Origin of the sequence: Nocardia sp. NPDC060249 (genome assembly GCF_042728755.1) — a bacterium.
Lineage (GTDB): Bacteria > Actinomycetota > Actinomycetes > Mycobacteriales > Mycobacteriaceae > Nocardia.
Genome location: NZ_JBHXAQ010000002.1, coordinates 297,987 through 315,262, shown reverse-complemented (window position 1 = coordinate 315,262; position 17,276 = coordinate 297,987). Strand labels below are relative to the sequence as shown.

General features: G+C 66.1%; 20 protein-coding genes. 7 read left to right on the top strand and 13 right to left on the bottom strand.

Annotated elements, in window-relative coordinates; all coding sequences use genetic code 11:
* Nucleotides 1-62: 62 nt before the first annotated feature.
* From ACFWFP_RS09055 to ACFWFP_RS09005, 11 genes are all read right to left on the bottom strand, one after another.
* Entirely contained in the window at nucleotides 63-569 is a 507-nt protein-coding gene (locus ACFWFP_RS09055) for a MarR family winged helix-turn-helix transcriptional regulator (RefSeq protein WP_379294179.1), read from the bottom strand.
* Nucleotides 570-603: 34 nt separating this feature from the next.
* On the bottom strand, nucleotides 604-732 hold the full coding sequence (locus ACFWFP_RS09050) for a hypothetical protein (protein ID WP_379294178.1): 129 nt from the start codon (nucleotides 730-732) through the stop codon (nucleotides 604-606).
* Nucleotides 733-1,052: 320 nt separating this feature from the next.
* Nucleotides 1,053-1,601, bottom strand: coding sequence for a hypothetical protein (locus ACFWFP_RS09045; RefSeq protein ID WP_379294177.1), 549 nt, complete (start codon nucleotides 1,599-1,601; stop codon nucleotides 1,053-1,055).
* 298 nt (nucleotides 1,602-1,899) lie between these two features.
* Complete coding sequence (locus ACFWFP_RS09040; protein ID WP_379294176.1) at nucleotides 1,900-2,601, bottom strand: Crp/Fnr family transcriptional regulator; 702 nt, start codon at nucleotides 2,599-2,601, stop codon at nucleotides 1,900-1,902.
* Between the two features lie 150 nt (nucleotides 2,602-2,751).
* Complete coding sequence (locus ACFWFP_RS09035) at nucleotides 2,752-4,362, bottom strand: GMC family oxidoreductase (protein WP_379294174.1); 1,611 nt, start codon at nucleotides 4,360-4,362, stop codon at nucleotides 2,752-2,754.
* 17 nt (nucleotides 4,363-4,379) lie between these two features.
* Entirely contained in the window at nucleotides 4,380-4,547 is a 168-nt protein-coding gene (locus tag ACFWFP_RS09030) for a hypothetical protein (protein ID WP_379294173.1), read from the bottom strand.
* A 31-nt stretch (nucleotides 4,548-4,578) separates the two neighbouring features.
* Nucleotides 4,579-5,085, bottom strand: coding sequence for a pyridoxamine 5'-phosphate oxidase family protein (locus ACFWFP_RS09025; RefSeq protein ID WP_379294172.1), 507 nt, complete (start codon nucleotides 5,083-5,085; stop codon nucleotides 4,579-4,581).
* Nucleotides 5,086-5,164: 79 nt separating this feature from the next.
* On the bottom strand, nucleotides 5,165-5,962 hold the full coding sequence (locus ACFWFP_RS09020; protein WP_379294171.1) for an SDR family NAD(P)-dependent oxidoreductase: 798 nt from the start codon (nucleotides 5,960-5,962) through the stop codon (nucleotides 5,165-5,167).
* A gap of 67 nt (nucleotides 5,963-6,029) precedes the next feature.
* Nucleotides 6,030-6,521 (bottom strand): beta-class carbonic anhydrase, encoded by a 492-nt coding sequence (locus ACFWFP_RS09015; protein ID WP_379294170.1) that lies wholly within the window; start codon nucleotides 6,519-6,521, stop codon nucleotides 6,030-6,032.
* A 142-nt stretch (nucleotides 6,522-6,663) separates the two neighbouring features.
* Nucleotides 6,664-8,046, bottom strand: coding sequence for a glutamate decarboxylase (locus ACFWFP_RS09010; protein WP_379294169.1), 1,383 nt, complete (start codon nucleotides 8,044-8,046; stop codon nucleotides 6,664-6,666).
* A gap of 67 nt (nucleotides 8,047-8,113) precedes the next feature.
* Nucleotides 8,114-8,515, bottom strand: coding sequence for a hypothetical protein (locus ACFWFP_RS09005; protein ID WP_379294168.1), 402 nt, complete (start codon nucleotides 8,513-8,515; stop codon nucleotides 8,114-8,116).
* A gap of 165 nt (nucleotides 8,516-8,680) precedes the next feature.
* On the opposite strand from ACFWFP_RS09005, the gene ACFWFP_RS09000 reads away from it, so the two are divergent.
* Nucleotides 8,681-9,343, top strand: coding sequence for a HEAT repeat domain-containing protein (locus tag ACFWFP_RS09000; protein WP_379294167.1), 663 nt, complete (start codon nucleotides 8,681-8,683; stop codon nucleotides 9,341-9,343).
* Nucleotides 9,337-10,359, top strand: coding sequence for a MerR family transcriptional regulator (locus tag ACFWFP_RS08995; RefSeq protein WP_379294166.1), 1,023 nt, complete (start codon nucleotides 9,337-9,339; stop codon nucleotides 10,357-10,359). The genes ACFWFP_RS09000 and ACFWFP_RS08995 overlap by 7 nt, the downstream gene beginning before the upstream one ends.
* A 28-nt stretch (nucleotides 10,360-10,387) precedes the next feature.
* Here ACFWFP_RS08995 and ACFWFP_RS08990 read toward each other — a convergent pair whose 3' ends face one another.
* Nucleotides 10,388-11,143 (bottom strand): dienelactone hydrolase family protein, encoded by a 756-nt coding sequence (locus ACFWFP_RS08990; RefSeq protein ID WP_379294165.1) that lies wholly within the window; start codon nucleotides 11,141-11,143, stop codon nucleotides 10,388-10,390.
* A 136-nt stretch (nucleotides 11,144-11,279) separates the two neighbouring features.
* A complete protein-coding gene (locus ACFWFP_RS08985; RefSeq protein WP_379294164.1) occupies nucleotides 11,280-12,359 on the bottom strand; it encodes an alkaline phosphatase family protein in 1,080 nt (359 codons plus the stop codon).
* A 184-nt stretch (nucleotides 12,360-12,543) separates the two neighbouring features.
* Here ACFWFP_RS08985 and ACFWFP_RS08980 point away from each other — a divergent pair, with 184 nt between their 5' ends.
* The 5 genes from ACFWFP_RS08980 to ACFWFP_RS08960 all read left to right on the top strand — a co-directional run bounded on the left by ACFWFP_RS08980 (nucleotide 12,544) and on the right by ACFWFP_RS08960 (nucleotide 17,071).
* A complete protein-coding gene (locus ACFWFP_RS08980; RefSeq protein WP_379294163.1) occupies nucleotides 12,544-13,494 on the top strand; it encodes an LLM class F420-dependent oxidoreductase in 951 nt (316 codons plus the stop codon).
* Between the two features lie 300 nt (nucleotides 13,495-13,794).
* Nucleotides 13,795-14,451: a fasciclin domain-containing protein gene (locus ACFWFP_RS08975; RefSeq protein WP_379294162.1), complete on the top strand. Its 657-nt coding sequence runs from the start codon at nucleotides 13,795-13,797 to the stop codon at nucleotides 14,449-14,451.
* Between the two features lie 11 nt (nucleotides 14,452-14,462).
* Nucleotides 14,463-14,957, top strand: a complete 495-nt coding sequence (locus ACFWFP_RS08970; protein WP_379294161.1) for a DUF6764 family protein — start codon at nucleotides 14,463-14,465, stop codon at nucleotides 14,955-14,957.
* A 106-nt stretch (nucleotides 14,958-15,063) separates the two neighbouring features.
* Nucleotides 15,064-16,095, top strand: coding sequence for a helix-turn-helix transcriptional regulator (locus ACFWFP_RS08965; RefSeq protein WP_379294160.1), 1,032 nt, complete (start codon nucleotides 15,064-15,066; stop codon nucleotides 16,093-16,095).
* 169 nt (nucleotides 16,096-16,264) lie between these two features.
* Complete coding sequence (locus tag ACFWFP_RS08960; protein ID WP_379294159.1) at nucleotides 16,265-17,071, top strand: LppX_LprAFG lipoprotein; 807 nt, start codon at nucleotides 16,265-16,267, stop codon at nucleotides 17,069-17,071.
* The last annotated feature ends 205 nt before the right edge of the window (nucleotides 17,072-17,276 follow it).

Below are 17,276 nucleotides of genomic sequence, written 5' to 3'. Positions count from 1 at the left end.
AGTGTCGCGGTCATTCCATTCCTGCCTTCTCCCTCGAAATGCGCCGATCGGCGTGCCAATTTTCAGGGGCGCGAATACGGATCCACCTCGCGCAGTCGTTGCCGGTGAGTTCTTTGCAACTCGCCCGCACGGGTCAAGAAATCGGCGATTGTTTCGAGTTCGGCGGCGTCATAATAGTTCAGCAACATTTTGTAGCTCTCGACGATCATCGGTACGACGAGTTCTTGTACGCGATCGGCCGCGAGTTCGGTGGCCATCACGAGGACGCGACGACGATCGGTCGGGTGCAGCGACCGTGCGATGTAGCCCTGTTTCTCGAGCCGGTTGAGCATGATCGTGACGCCGGCGGACGTGAGGCCGAGCCGTTCGGCCAGCCTGCCCGGCGTGGTGGCCTTCTCCTCGAGCAGGACGATCTCCAGCGCACGCCGATCGGTCTCGTTCACGCCCAGCACCCTGATCAATTCTCGGACCAGGTCCTCGACGCTTCCGTGATAGAACTCCAGCGCCCTTTTGAGCTCGACCGAGATCCGGGCGGGTTCGCTTGTTGTCGGGCACAAGGGCTTTCCCATCGATCACGTGAAACAGAGAACCGCTCAGCACAAATCACCGATCAGGGCCTGCTCGGTTGCTGAGCGCCCGGATTCGTGCGGGGGAGTCGTGGAGCTCGGCGAAGTCGAGGGATGCCGCGGGCCGCGGCAGGAGGGAGTGCCGCCGGGTGCTCGAAGTGGGCATCGGGGCTCCTGTCAATCGATCGACCGGCGGCCCGCACCGCAGCTGACGAACATCACGAAAGCGGCACCGCTCCGGTCGTCGAAGCGGCCGTGGCTGTGCCGGACATGCACTGTACGACACACCGGGCGAGGCGATACTGCGCATCGGAGAATTCGGTCGAAGTGGTTCCTCGGCACCAAACCGTAAGCAGGGCAACCACTATCGTGTGCGGTGGCCTTCCGGTGCGGGTCGATGGGGCCGGACCGGGCTGCTGACACAACCCGGTCCGGGACGTTCACCACGGGCCGCCGGTCACCTTCCGGCGGCACCCGCCTGCGGGCTCAGACGACGGTCGTGGTGGTCAGTGTCGGGGACGGGTTCGGATAGCACGAGGTCGCGACATTGCCGACAAAGGAGACATTGGTCGTCATGGTCATGCCGGGGCTGGTGTAGCTGGTCCCCGCGTACTTGCTGGTGATCGGCGTCCCGGCGGTGCCCGCGGTGACGTTGATGGTCACCGCCGGTGGGGTGAAGCTGGTGCCGCCGGCGATCGGACCCGGCACTGTCAGAACGACATTCCCGCCCGACGTGGCGACGGTGCCGGCCACGGTACCCCCGGAAGCGGTAGCCGAGACCAGTGTCGAATTCGCCGGCGTCGGAATGGTCATCTTCAGGTTGCTGATGTTGTTCACCGTGAAGCCGGAAGCCGAACTGGGAACCGACGAGGCGCCCGGCGTGATGGTGATGGCCACGGCGGAACCCGACGCCGCCGAGCCCGGCGCGGTACCGGTGACCGAGGTGTTCATGCTCGAGGTTTGGCCGATGCCGAAGACTGTGCCCCGGCAGCTCCAGTTCACGCTGACGGGGGCCGCATTTACCGGTGCGGCCAAACAAAAGACGGTAGCGACGGCCACCGGGGCAATAAAGCCCGCACGAAACAGGGAAGAGGTCGATATCATGGCGATCTCCAGGGAATGTCGAGCAGCGGTAAGTCGGGTTGTCGAACCGCAAAACAATGGGTGTTCAGAAAATATAACCCGCTCTCATCTTCCTGTTGTTGAAATCGCAAATCTTAGCGTGTCAAAAATATCATTATCCGCAATTAGATATCTACTCCTAATAGTTAACTGCAGAAAGGTTGCTGTGCGGACCCGATATTGTCTTGGTCGGCAATCACCGGCGGGCTGCTCAGTGGCTGGACGTTTTTGCGGTGAGCTGCCGCAATCCGTCGGGGTCGACGATGTCGATGCCTATCGGGCCGACGGTGATCAGGCGGTGTCGTTGGAATTCCTCGACGACCTTGTGGAACGAGGTGTTTCGCACACCGAGCATGGCGGCGAGCGTGCGCTGGTCCGGCTGAACCGACCCGCCGACGGCTTCGTCGAGAAGCAATTGCGCCACCTGGACCGGAAGCGGACGATCGAGGATATCGGTCAACCGAGCCTGGACCGCCGAAAGCCGTTGCGCCACACTCGATATCCAGCGCCGCGCGATCGCGGGGTGGGTGGTGAGCAGCGTGTCGAAATCGCGCTGGGGCAAGAACAGGCAGTGCGCCTCGGTGAGCGTGCGCGCGGTGTATGCCAGGGGCACTTCGAGCAACAGCGCGATATCGCCGTCGACATCGCCGGGACCCAGCATCCCCACCACCGCACGCTGCGTGCCCGATTCGACCGACAGCTCGACCTGCCCCTGCCGTACGAACCACACCCCCTCCGGCGGTTGATCCGCCGAGAACATCACCGATCCGGCGGGCAGGTTCGGGGACTCGAGACGGTCGGCGACGACGGTGAGGTCATCGGGGTGCAGGGGAGCGGTGGCGCCGCGGCCCACCCACCGCGCGACCCAGGCCGCATGGCGCACGTGGTGGTCGTCGAAAGACTGCTCACCCATATCGTGTAGCAAGTGGGAGAACGTTCGGTGGCTGTGTAGCATCGCGTGCTCCTGGTGGTGCGTACGAACTCGTCAACCCACCGTCCATTGTCCTCCCTCCGGCAACAGAACCAGTCGCGCGCATGACTCATGCGACTGATACGACACCGATCAGGGTCGAAGGATCAGGTCCGCGCACTTCTCGCCGATCATGATCGAGGGCGCGTTGGTGTTCCCGCCGATGATGCTCGGCATGATCGATGCGTCCGCGACGCGTAGACCGTCGATGCCCAGTACCCGCAACTCGGGATCGACGACTGCCCGCTCGTCGACTCCCATTCGCACCGAGCCCACCGGGTGGTACACGGTGTGAATCCGGTTCGGCAGCTCTGCGCGCAGCGACACATCGTCGGAAAACTCGGCCCCGGGATTGATCTCGCCGGCGTTGTCGCCGGTTCCAGCCATGATCTCGCGCACCATCGCGATGCCTTCGAGCAGCACTTCCGCGTCTGTGGGCACGCTCAGGTACCCGGGGTCGATGAGTGGAGCCGCGGTGGGATCCGCGCAGGAGAGCCTGACGGTGCCGCGGCTCTCCGGGTAGATCAGCGTCGGGAAAACACTCTGCCCCGGCTTCTTCGTCGGCGGCACCACCCGCTTGCCGGAGTCTTGGTTGGGCGAAGGATAGACCCAGTAGAGGCTGAGCAATTGCAGGTCGGGAATGTCGCGGGCGAACGACGTGCGCACGAACGCGACAGATTCGAACGACGATCCGGCCGCCCACGAACTGCCCGGCCGACGCTTCTCGGCGAGTAGACCGCGCAGGAAGTACGACGGAGTCGGTCGACGCAACGCCGAGGTCATCTTGTACGAGAGCGGGACGAAGAGATGGTCGTGCAAGTTGTCGCCGACCGGTAGATTCGCGCGCACCGCGACAGCATGCTGCGCGAGGTGTTCGGCGGGACCGATTCCGGACAGTTGGAGGATCTGTGGCGACCCGAACGCTCCCGCCGAGAGGATCACCTCGCGCGACGCGCGCACAATCTGCTTGCCGCCCTTGACCGAGATCTCGACCCCGGTTGCCCGCGACCCGTGGATGACGATCCGGATGACCGTCGTATCGGTGAGAACCAGCAGGTTCGGGAGCGGATTATCGTGGATGTAACCCTGTGCCGTGGAATACCGCAATCCCTTCGCGGCGCTCTGCTGAAAGACCGCGACGCCTTCCTGGCTTTCCGCGTTGTAGTCGTCGATGGCAGGCACGCCGAGGCGCTCGGTCGCCGCTGCCATGAATGCGCGGGCCGCCTCGGTGAGATCGGTTTTGCGGGTGACCTTGATCGGGCCACCGGCACCACGGAGGTCGCTGGCGCCGCCCTCCCAATCCTCGAGCCGTTTGAAGTACGGAAGGACACCGGCGTAGTCCCAGCCCACGCAACCCTCGGCCGCCCAGTCGTCGAAGTTCTTCTTGTTGCCGCGGACGAAGAGCATGCCGTTGACCGAGCTCGAACCACCCAGGACCCGGCCACGCGTCAGGGGGATCGTGCGGTTGAGCGCATTGCGCTGCGGTGTCGACCGGGAACCCCAATCGAACAGCTTCTTCAACTGCGGCGTGGAGTGCATGACGTTGATAGCACCCGGAATCTGGAAGAGCATCTTGGCGATGCCTGTGTCGTCCGCGCGCCCGGCCTCGATCAGCACGACGGACGCGCCACTTTCGGCGAGTCGGCGAGCCACCGCGCAACCGGCGCTTCCGGCTCCGACCACGACGTAATCGGCGTCGGTCATCGGCGTTCTCCGTTCGATTACCGTTCGTCCGGCACAGCGTCGAGCACGCCGCCGTAGCCGACCTCCAGGATGTGCTCGAGGTGATCTTCGACCACATCGGCGGCTGGGCGGACCCCTTCATTGTGCTCTTCCGGGAACGCCGCCGGGACGCTCGCGATCCAGTGGTATCCCCGGTGACGCATCATCGACCAGTTCCGCCGGCTCGATGAACGCCGATCAGGGTTGAACGTCCGCTGTACTGCCGCCGAGCGGCATGGCGGGCAGACCGAGTTTGCGATGGTCCCACGAGCGGACCCGCGTCGGCTCGACCCGAACGACGATCCGATTGTGCATCATGGACTCGACCAGCGGACGAGCCTGCTCGGTGTACGGACCGACGTAGCGGCGGAAGACATCGATTCCGGCGTTCCAGTACTCCTCCGCCGCGGGGTCCTCGATCAGATGCGCCGTTCCCTCGATCGAAACGCCGCGCAACTGGTCGTAGGTGTCGCCCGCCTCGGCCATACAGGTGAGGGTCGGGTTGCGGCGCAGGTTGGTTGCCTTCTGCGACTTCGCCTTGGTCTCGAAGTAGATCGTGCCGTCGATGTGCCCGAACCACATCGCGGTCAGGTGCGGTTTCCCCTCGGCATCGAGGGTGGCCAAGGTGAGCACCCTGCTGCGGTCGAGGAACTGCGCGATCTCCTCCGCGCTCATCTGCACCGTGGCGCGCTGTTTGATTCCCACGTTCACCTCCAGCTCGATCGTTGCGCCGACCCTATCGAGCAACCGCGCTCGGCGATCCCGAACGCGAGTATTCCGCTGGTCAGCCGCCCGGGGCGCTATTGTCGCCCGACTGGCCGGGCAGCGGCACAATGCCCAGGTTGGCGTCGAGGCCACCGTCGACGACGAGGGTGGTGCCGGTGATATAGCCGGCGGCGGGGGAGGCGAGGAACCAGATCGCCTCCGCTTGTTCACGTGGTTCCGCGAACCGGCCGAGTGGGATCCGGCGTTCGATCGCGGCCAGCAGCGCGGGGTCCTGGTGCACGCCGGCGGTGATGCCGGTGCGGGTGAGCCCGGGTGCGATGGCGTTGATCCGAATCCCTTGTGCGGCATAGTCGATCGCGACCGCGCGGACCAGGTTGATCACCGCGCCTTTGGACGCGTTGTAGGCCCAGGTCCCCGCATCGCCACGCAAACCGGCCACCGACGCGGTCACCACCGCCGAGCCCCGGGATCGGCGCAATGCCGGAATCGCCGCGCGCAGCCCGCGAATCGGGCCCAGCAGGTTCACGTCGAGGATGCGGTCGGCCGTGCGCACCGCGTCGGCGGATTCGAACGGCGGGGTGCCGCCGGTTCCGGCATTGAGGACGATGGTGTCGAGTCGGCCGAAGCGGTCCAGCGCGGCGTCCACCGCGGCCTGGTTCACCGCGTCGGAGGACACGTCGCCGGACAGAGTCACGATGCCGTCGCCGAATCCGGTCAGGCCGCGCTCGGAGATGTCCACGGCGACCACGTCGTGCCCGCGTTCGGCGAACAACTCGACAGCGGCACGGCCGATACCGGACGCGGCGCCGGTCACGATCGCGACGCGACGCGTGTCGGTGCGGGAGAGCTCGCTCATCTGAGGCCTTGTGTGGGTCCCCGAGCAGCGCGCCCGATCTCGGCCACTCGGGCAGTCGTATCGATGATCAGTCGAGCACTTCGTTCAGTTTCCCGGTCGCGACGTCGAAGACGAATCCGCGCAGGGAAGTGGTCCGCGTGATGAAGGGGCTGCGTTCGATGCGGCGCAGCGAGTTACGGATGTCCTCGTCGAGATCGCCGAAAGCCTCGGCGGACCAGGTCGGTTTGATGCCGATCTCGTCCTGGATAGCCCGTTTGAAGTCGTCGTCGGTGAAGGTGAGCATGCCGCAGTCGGTGTGGTGGATCAGGATGATCTCGGTGGTGCCGAGCAGTCGCTGGCTAATGGCCAGCGAGCGGATCTCGTCGTCGGTGACCACGCCGCCCGCATTGCGGATGACATGCGCTTCACCGTCTCGCAGACCCAGGATGCGGTAGACGTCGAGGCGGGCGTCCATGCACGCCACCACGGCGACGTGCTTGCTGGGCGGCAGCGGAAGCGGGCCGCTGAACTGCGCCGCGTATGCGGTGTTGTTGCTGAGGTATTCGTCTGTGACGGTCATGGCGGCGTCCTCGGGTCGATGGGTGGCGACGTACGAATCTCCGCATTCATGGTTGGTGCTGTGCCGGAGAGCGGCCAGAGATTCGCGCAGATCGAGGAGAAGGGTCGTTCGCAGCGGTGCGAACGAGTAGAAGCGCGCAGTGCTAGTGCGCGAAGGGCTTGAGCCGGTCGAAGTATCCGTTGGGCTTGAGCTCGTCGAGGTGTCCGAGCGAGGCGGTGATGTCGTCGCTCAACGCCCTGGCCATATCCGCGGAGAACCCTTCCCGCACCACGACGCGCAACACCGCGATATCGGTGGCGTTGTCCGGCAAGGTGTACGCGGGCACCTGCCAGCCGTAAGAGCGCAGCGCGTGGGAGACGTCGAACTCGGTGTAGTCGGGGTTGCCGGACAGCCGGAAGCTGATCACCGGGATCGCGGAGCCGTCTGTGATCACCTCGAAGTGTCCGCTCGCGCGCAGTTGGTCGCCGAGCCAGCGCGCGGTCTGCGAGAGCGATTGCATGACCAGGCTGTAGCCGAAGCGGCCGAGCCGCAGGAAGTTGTAGTACTGGCCGATGACCTGATTGCCGGGCCGGGAGAAGTTGAGCGTGAAGGTGGGCATGTCGCCGCCCAGATAGTTGACCCGGAAGACGAGGTCGTCGGGCAGGTACTCGGGGCCGCGCCACACCACGAACCCGATACCGGGATACGTCAGCCCGTATTTGTGGCCACTGACGTTGATCGACACCACGCGCGGCAGCCGGAAGTCCCACAGCAGATCGGGATGCAGAAAGGGCACCACGAAGCCGCCGCTGGCCGCGTCGACGTGCACGGGAATGTCGAGTCCTGCGTCGGCGGCGAGCTTGTCGAGCGCCGCGCATATGTCGCTGATCGGTTCGAGTTCGCCGGTGAATGTCGTGCCCAAGATGGCCACGACGCCGATGGTGTCCTCGTCGACGTTGTCCAGCACCTGCTCGGGTGTGATGACGTAGCGGCCCTTCTCCATCGGCAGGTATCGCGGCTCGACGTCGAAATAGCGGCAGAACTTCTCCCACACCACCTGCACGTTGGAACCCATCACCATGTTCGGTGTGCGGCCCTTCCACCCGTCGCCGACCTTCTCGCGCCACAGCCACTTCATGGCCAGCCCGGCCAGCATCACCGCCTCGCTGGAGCCGATCGTCGACACCCCCGTGGCACTGGACGGGTCGTCGTCGCGGAGACCCTCGGCATGGAACAGATCGGCGACCATGCACACGCACCGCTGCTCGATCGCGGCGGTCGCGGGGTATTCGTCCTTGTCGATCATGTTCTTGTCGAACGTCTCCGCCATCAGCTTCTCGGCCTGTGGATCCATCCAGGTCGACACGAAGGTGGCCAGATTCAGTCGGCTGCTCCCGTCGAGCATCAGCTCGTCGTGGATGAATCGATAGGCGACATCAGGATCCATACATTCCTCGGGCATCCGCAGCGCGGGCACCGGGGCCATCGACAGCCGCCCGGTATATGCCGGGGAGACCTGAGGAACATACGTGCGCTTGCGCGACATGGAGATCCCTTCGATTCAATGCTGGCAACAGCGGCTCGGACACGCCGAGGAAGACATTCGGCAGCGCTCAGACCCGATCTGGGGTCCAGGTGGAGATGGCCCAGATGACGACGAGGTCGATGACGATGAGGATCACCGACCACCACGGGTAGTAGGGCAGGGACAGGAAATTGGCGATGATCGACAGGGCGGCCAGGCAGTAGGCGACGATGCGGGCCCAGGTCGCGGTCACCATCATCCCGAGAGCGACGGCTACGAGCAGCACGCCGAGTACGAGATGGATCCAACCCCAGGCGCTCACGTCGAGCTGATAGACGTAGTCACCGGGCACCAGAAATACTTCGTCTTCGATGATGCCGGCGATGCCGCGCAGGATGCTCAGGGTGCCCGCGATCACCAGCGCGGTCGCCGCGAGCAGGGTGATGCCCACGGCCAGGACCCGCCGGGCGGGGTGTGAGGTGGTGGTCATGGTTTCGACGGTAGAACTGTCGTCGATGGGCCCGTATCCCCCATAAAGGGTGAATCTTGCGCCGTGCGCCGAGATCGTACTGTCCGGGTGATGTGTGTGCGGATGATCGAGCGCTTGACCCTGACACAGTGACAATGTCTTCACTGGAGGCAGGAGGTAGTTCCCATGAACTCGACACCAGCACATTCGGTAGACCCGCGGCTGCTCGCCGCACTGAGCGCGCAGAACGCGTCGACCCGGCTACAGGCCGCGCTGGCCGCGGGCACGCATCCGCGCCCGGCCCTGCTCGGGGCTCTGATCGACCGCTGTGCCGTGGAGCCGGACTTCTTCGTCCGCGACATGCTCACCTGGGCGCTGACCAGGCTCCCCAGCGAGCTGACCGTGCCCCGGCTGTGCGCCGAGCTGGAATCCGAGGGTGCCCAGGCCCGCGGCCAAGCGCTGCACACGCTGTCCAAGATCGGCGATCGGGCAGTCTGGCCGTTGATAACCCCGGCGCTGTTGCGCGATCCCGACGACGACGTGGCCCGCAGCGCATGGCGCGCCGCGGTGGTGCTCGTGCCCGAGGCCGAGCGCGAGGCGCTGGCCACCGAACTGGCCACCCAATTCGGGCGCGGTGATCGCGACGTACGGCGCAGCCTGAGCCGGGCGCTGGTCACGCTCGGTGCGGTGATCACCACGGTGCTGCACCGCGCGGGCGGCAGTGCCGACCCGCACGTGCGAGCCCACGCACAGGCCACCGAGCAACTGCTACGTGACCCGGACGCCGCCTTCGGCCTCGACATCGACGCGGCGAAACGAGTCGCGGCGCTCGACGGCGCACCGTGCTGATCGGCGAGGTGGCGCGGCGTTCGGGAGTCAGTACCCGCATGCTGCGCCACTACGACTCGCTCGGACTGGTCCGCCCCACCGGGCGCACCGTCGGCGGCTACCGCCAGTACTCCGACGCCGACATCCGCAGCATCTTCCACGTGGAAAGCCTGCGCTCCCTCGGCCTTTCGCTGCGCGAGATCACCCGGGTACTGGCAGACCGGTCGTTCACACCGCAGACCTTGGTGAGTGATCTCATCCGGCGCACCGAGGAACGGCTGGTGCGCGAGCGCGAACTCCTCGAACGACTGCGCGCTGTCGAGAACGCCGAGCCCGGCGACTGGCACGACGTCCTGCGCATCGTCGAACTCGTGCGCACTCTCGGCTCGACCGACCCGCATCGCCGCCTGCAGGCGGTGCTGAACCCGGCCGACAACGCGCCGGTGCCGACCGAGTTGCTGGCCGCGGCTGTGCTCACCGAGACCGAACCCAACATGGCAGGTGCCCTGCGCTGGGCGCTGTCGCGGGCCGGTGACGACGGGCTGGCCGGGCTCGCGCCCGGGCTGACCGCCGCCGACGTCGAGGTCCGGCGCCGGGCGGTGCTGGCCGTGGCGGAGATCCCGGGCGACGCCGCGACCGTGCTGCTCACCGCCGCGCTCGACGACCCGGACCCGGCCGTCCGCGGCCCCGCCGCCCTGGCCGCCGGAAGCCGCGGGGTGAGCGCGGCCGAGCCGATCCTGGTGGCCATGGTGATCGCGGGCACCAACGATGTCGACGCCGGCGAAGTGCTGGGCGCGCTGTCGCATGACCCGGAATCCACAGACCGAATACTGGGCGCGCTGGCCGCCGCGCTGACCGCACACGAAGACGACGCGCGCATCCGAATCCGCCTCGTTCAGGCACTGGTAGAGCTGCCCGGCACCCGCGCGCTGGCTACCTTGCGGGCACTGAGCGCGGACACCGACCACTCGGTCGCCCTCGTCGCCACCGCCTTCACCGAGTTGGTGGCTGCGCGGGCGACGAGCCCGGATCGCTGATCACAACCGGTCGCCCTGGGAAACCGGTTCAGCGCAGAACGCGGGTGAACAAGTCAGTCAGTTCGGTCCAGTGGCGGGTGTCGGCTTCGGCGTTGTAGGCCTCGGTGTCGGATTGGGTGAAGCCGTGGCCGGCCCCGGAATACACCTCGGTGCGGAAGGTGGTGCCCGCGTCGGCGAAGGCGGTGTCGAGCTTGTCGATCTGTTCCGGCGGGAGGCCGGGATCGGCGTCGGCGTGCCCGAGATACACCTCGGCTGTGATGCGGTCGACGACGGCGTGTGGGCTGGTGGGGTCGTCGGTGGCCAGCCTGCCGCCGTGGAAGCCGGCCACCGCGGCTACTCGGTCGGGGTAGGCGGCGGCGGTGTGGAGTGCGTGGCGCACGCCCATGCAGTATCCGGACAGCCCTACCGGGTTGCCGGTGGTCAGCGGGGAATCGGCCAGCCACGACAGGTATGCGGCGGCGTCGGCGACGACGAGTTCGGGTGTCAACGCGGTCAGCAACGGGCGCAGTGCGCCGAAGATCTCATCGCGTCGGTCGGCCCCGATGAAGTCGGGAAGGTCGACTACCGGTGCGGAGCCGTGGCGGTAGAACAGATTCGGAACGAGCACCGTGAAGCCGTGGGCGGCGAGGCGTTCGGCGTCACGGCGGACCACCGGCCGCAGGCCGAACGCGTCGGAGAACACCAGAACCGCGGGGTGCGGCGCGTTGTCGTCGGGGTGGGCGAGGAAAGAATCGGCTGTGCCGTCGGCCGTAGCCACGGCGAGGGTGGACGTGTGTACCGCCACGGCGGGACCTCCTGAGCGCGTCGAGTTGACCACAATCTACTGATCGCGCAGCGGTGATCGGGCGCTCGAACCGGTCGGCGCCGGCATCTGCGCACGCACTGAATTCGGCGCAGCGCAAGCACATTCTTCCGTGGGCCTATCGCTCGGACGAACCGCTCGCCGATCCACTTCCCAGGATGCACAACGGATTCGCCACCATGGCCGCCTGCGCCGAACCGGACGACGAACCGGTGATCCCGGCGTCGATCGGGGGCGTACTAGGCACCGGTGCTGCCGGGTTGCCCGAGCCGCCGGTCAACATCGACTCGCCGTCGAGATTCGCGGGAGCCGACACATCGAGCAGATCCAGAACGGTCGGTGTGATGTCGGCGAGGGTGTAGCCGTTGTTCTGCGCTCCCGCCGCGAACCCCGCTCCTCGCGCGATGACGAAACTGGCTGTCTCGTAGGCGCTCTGACCGCCATGACCCCCATCCGGTTTGTGCCCGTGGTCGGTGGTGACCAGAATCGTCCACCGCTCGTTCGAATGCGAGGCCGCCCGCGCGTCCACCGCGGCGGTGATCTGCCCGACCAAGCTGTCCACCCGGCTGATGGCATCGCGATAGGCCTGCGGCCAGATTCCGCGCAGTGTGTGTCCCACGATGTCCACCTGATCGAGGTGCGTGAACAGCAGATCTGTCGCCTCCTCGGTAACAGCCGAGACAACCTTCGCGGTGGCGTTGGAATCGGCGGTGGTCTCACAGACGCCCGCACCGGAGGGATCGATCTGCGTGACGGCCACCCGGTCGGCCTGCGGGCTGCCGGTGCGGGCGATCATGCCGATCGTGTCCCAGGTCCCGATCGAGGCTGTCGACAAGGACGGGCGCTCCCGCTCCACCTGTGTGAACACCGTCGGATATTGTGCGAAAGGTCCTGCGTTGCAAGTGGACCCATTGTCCTGAATCCCGTGCTTGTTGTCCCACACGCCGGTCAGCGCCGTTGCCCACGAGACGCACGACATGGTGGTGTGCGGGGCGAGGGAAGTGCGCGCCAGGGTGCCCTCCGCGGCCAGGCGGTCGAGGTTGGGGGCGTCGGCCGCCGACACCTCACTCCACAGGGTGCCGTCGATACCGATGACCACGACCTTGTTCACGACCGGAGCCGCAGAGGCAGGCGCCGCCGCGGCGAAGGGGAGAGCGGCCAGGGCCGCGGACGCGAGTATGCGGTGAGTGCGAGACATGCGCGGGACCGTAGTTGCCGAGCACCCAACAAATTGGACAATTGACCGAAACAGTCCCGACTACTGGGAAATCCGATGGTCGCGCGCACGGTGAACTGCCGGGCCATTGCCGTGTGACGTCCGGTTGATTGCCATGGGCTATCGCTGCATGTCGACGCGGGAAACGACCGTAGGGTCGTCGAGCATGAGCATTCGTCTCGGATATCAGATGCCCTACTTCGGCTACGCGGCCTCGCCGCGCGAACTGTTCCCGCAGGTCATCGCACAGGCGCAGGACGCGGAGGCGGCCGGATTCGACGCCGTGCTCTTCATGGACCACTTCTATCAGGTCTACGGACAGCCCGATGACTGGATGCTGGAGGCCTACACGGCGCTGGCCGGGCTGGCCACCGTCACCGAGCGTATCCAGCTGGCCACCCTGATGACCTGCAACACCTACCGCAATCCGGCGCTGCTGGCCAAGATCGTCACGACGCTGGACGTGATCAGCGGCGGGCGTGCGGCCCTCGGTATCGGCGCGGGCTGGTTCGAGCAGGAGCACATCGGCTACGGCTTCGAATACGGCAGCTTCACCGAGCGGTTCCAGCGACTGGACGAGGCGCTGCAGATCATCTCGCCGATGCTGCGTGGGCAGCGGCCGACCTTCCGGGGCACGTGGTACCGCGCCGAGAACGCGATCAACGAGCCGCAGGTGCGCGACGACCTGCCGATCCTGCTCGGTGGGGGCGGTGAGAAGAAGACCTTCGGCCTGGCCGCGCGGTACGCCGACCACCTGAACATCCTGTGCCACACCACCGAACTGCCGCGGAAATTGGCCACACTGCGGCAGCGCTGCGAGGAGGCCGGGCGCGATCCGCGGACTCTGGAGACCAGCTTTCGCGCGGTCGTTGTCGTCGACGAGGACGGTGACCGGGCGCGCAAGCTGGCGCAGGAGTTCATGCAGCGCGATGTCGTGGTGGTGATCTCGCAGGACAGTGTGTTCGCCGGCGCCCCCGACGACGTGGCCGAGCAGGTCCAGCGCCGCATCCTGGATCACGGGGTCGACGGCATCATCGTCAACATGGTCGCCAACGGTCACGAGCCGGGCATCCTCGAACTGGCAGGCAAAGCCCTGAGCCCGCTGGTGCACGGCTGACTCGCGAATGTTGCGCCATAGCCAGGGCCGCGATAGGCGGCGAATCCGATAAAGATGCATCAATTCTGCATCGTTTGCCCGATCCTGCGGGTTCGGCTCCTAGCATCACAGGAAGGGACAACCGGATGTCGGCGACCACTCAGCGACTCTGATCAGCTCACGGATTGCCCTCGCACAAGCCCGCGTGAGTCAGGACGGGCTTCTCCTCGGCCGCCGGCGTGACACCGACAAGTTCGATGACCGTCGGAAATCGTGATGGCGAACCACGCCACCCCGTCGGAGAAGAGGAGAGTGACCGCGATGAGTTTCAACGCACGAGTGGGTGTGGCAGGAGTGGGCGTGGCGGCGTTGGCGCTGTTCGGCCTGACGGCGTGTTCGTCAGATGATTCATCGGACTCGGCGGCGATGACGACCACCCGATCGATGTCGATGGAATCGACGGCGCCGACATCCGGTGCTCAGATGGGAGCGAGCCTGGTGGGCCCGGGCTGCGCGGAGTACGCCGCGCAAGTCCCGACCGGTCCGGGGTCGGTGGAAGAGATGGCCGAAGAACCGGTGGCCGAGGCGGCATCGAACAATCCGCTCCTCACCACCCTGACCGCCGCGGTTTCAGGGCAGCTGAATCCGCAGGTCAACTTGGTAGACACGCTCAACGGTGGCGAGTTCACGGTCTTCGCTCCGGTAGATGCCGCGTTCGCCGAGGTCGACCCGGCCACTATCGAGTCCTTGAAAACCGATGCACCCACATTGGAGAAGATCCTCACCTATCACGTGGTGCCGGGCCGGACCGCGCCGAATGCCATCGCGGGTACACACACGACGGTGCAGGGCACAACAGTGACCGTCACCGGCGACGGCGACAACCTGAAAGTCAACGATGCCGCAGTCATCTGCGGGGGCGTCGAGACAGCGAATGCCACTGTCTACCTGATCGACTCGGTTCTGATCCCGGAGTGAAGGAGATGACAATGAAAGGCTACGACTACGGACGAGCGGCGGGCGCTGGATTCGGTGCAGCGGTGGCGATCGCGGGATTGATCGCGCTCGCTCCGGCGGCTACCGCGGCACCGGTCGAGTGTCGCGCTCCCGGCGCGAGCGCGATCGAGAATTCCTCGGACAGTTCAGAATGTGCCGCGTCGAGCGTCGGTGGAAGTGCTGCCGCGGCGTTCGGCGTCGACGGATCCGCCGCGGCGTCCGCGGGGTCGCAGGGGCTTGCTCTCTCGATCGCCGTCGGCGGAGCCACAGCGACGTCGCAAGCCCAAGGCCTGTCCGGGCCTGCCGCGATCGCGCTGGGTCCAGGAGCGGCTGTCGACGCAACCGGCGTACGGCCCGGGCTCGCGATCGGAATCGCGGGCACCGGTGCGAACGTCACCATCGATGGGGTGACCAGACCCACCTGCGCCGGTGGTCCGGCGCTTGCCGGAGACCTGCAGACCTTCACCGGATGTTTCTCCCTCGAATGACGCCCCGAGCGACGCAGATCGGCTGCTTCCTCGCGATGAATTCCTCGCGACGAACGTTGCGGCAGTGTCGAGCTGGATCGCCCGAAACGTCTTGTGGCGATCACGCATGGACTACGCGGCGGAATACGTTCCGCTGAGCATGTCCACGGGCGTCGGCGGCGGAACTCGCCCCACATCGCGTCGATCCGGGTATCAGCACCACCTGGATACCGGGATCGGCATCGGTGACGATGGTGAGATGAGTGAAGTGGCCGACCTGCGTACCGAGCGTCGTGCCCAACTCGGCGCGTTCCTGAAATCCCGTCGCGCCAAGATCACCCCGGGGGAGCTGGGTCTGCCGACGGGCACGCGGCGGCGCACGCCGGGTCTGCGGCGCGAGGAAGTCGCGCAATTGTCGGGTATCGGGGTCACCTGGTACACGTGGCTGGAACAGGGCAGGCCGATCAATGCCAGCGTCCAGGTGCTCGACGCGGTGGCACGCACCCTGGGCCTGGATCACGCGGAGAAGGTGCACCTCTACCGCCTCGCGAATGTGCCGTCGGTGCCCGCGGCCGCGGCGGAATCGGCGATGCCGCCCGGTATGCCGATGATCCTGGACCAGCTCGCGCCCTTGCCCGCGGTGCTTCTCGATTCCCGGTACGACGTGCTGGCGCACAATGACGCCTATCGCGCCTTGTTTCCCGGCCTCGCCCGCCCCGACGCCAATGTGCTGCGCACAGTGTTCCTGACACCGGAGTGCTGCAATCCTTATCGGCACAACATCGATGACCTGCGTCGCATGGTCGCCTACCTGCGCGGTGCGTCGGTCCGCCACCTCGACGATCCGGCCTGGCAGGAGTTGATCGACGAGTTGTGTACGTCCAGTGCCGAGTTCGCCGGGATGTGGGCTCGTAACGACGTGGCGGTGCCGGTGAACCTGGTCAAGGTGATCCAGCATCTCGCCGTGGGGGAGCTCGCGATGCACCTGACGATCATGAGTCTGCCCGCCACCGACGGCGAGTGGATCCAGATCTTCACCCCGGTCGACGACGCCGAGGCCGCGAAGCTCTCCGTGCTGCTGGCGATGTCGGACGGTGAGCGGCGGCGCCCCGGCGAAGACCATCGGCGGCGATTCCACCGGTCGGCTGACCTGGGGTAACGGCATATCACGCCGGGGCTCAGATATCCGAAATCGATAGCGCGAAGACACAACTCGCAAACCGAATTCCTCAGGTACTATCGCCGACGGGGGAGCACGAGATGAACGATGGTCTTCGGCTGCCCTATACCGATTTGCGACCATCTCCAGGGGATGAAACTTGATCCACATGACACCGAACCCCACCTCGCGTCGGCGCTTCGCGCGACGTTCCGGCATCACTTCGGTCGTCGCGGCGGCGGCGGTCTGCGCGGCCCTCGTATCCGGCTGCACCAAAGACGACTCGGCCACCACGGCGGGCCCGGTGCCCACCGGCCAGCTGCCGGATGGCGCGCAGATCGTGAAGGAGTCGGCGAAGACCACGCAGACCCTGCACAACGTGCACCTGAAGATCAACGTCAAGAACCTGCCCGACCTGCCGGTGGAAACCGTGTCCGCCGACGTCACCAACGAGACCCAGGGCTCGGGCGCGGCGATGGGCGACGCGAAGGTCAAGCTCACCCCCGAAGCCTCCTTCACCGAGGCGAAGTTCCTTGTGGTGGACAAGGTTCTGTACACCCAGGCCGGCGGTCGCTACGTGCCGGCGGGTCCGGCCGAGAAGGTCTACGATCCGGGCGTCATCCTGGACAAGGACAAGGGCATCGCGAATGTGATCGCCAATATCCAGAACGCCAAGACCGAGGGTCGTGAGGTGATCGACGGCATCAACACCGTCAAGGTCTCCGGCACCATCGACGCCGCCGTGATCGACCCGATCGTGCCGCGCATCGGCCAGAACGCGGGCACCATGCCGATCACCGTGTGGATCCAGGACACGGCCCCGCCCGCCTCCGATTCGACCAAGCCCTCGGACGCGGCGTCCACCGGTGACGGCCCGAATCTTGTTCGCGCCGTGGTGAAGAAGGACCAGGGCGAGGTCACCGTCGGCCTGTCGAACTGGGCCAAGCCGGTCAACATCATCAAGCCCGCCGGCTGATATTCGCCGGTAATTCCGGATCAACCACACCGGTCCGGGGTCAGCGGAGCTTGGCACGCAGTGCCCTCCGCAGCCCCGGACCGGTGTGTCGTCTGGGTGTCGCCTGCGGTAAACGAATCACGAACGCACGAGTACGCATCCAATAAGAGAATGTTCAGCGAGATGCAAGGCGCCACAAGGACTATACGTGTCGGGACGCTGGTCG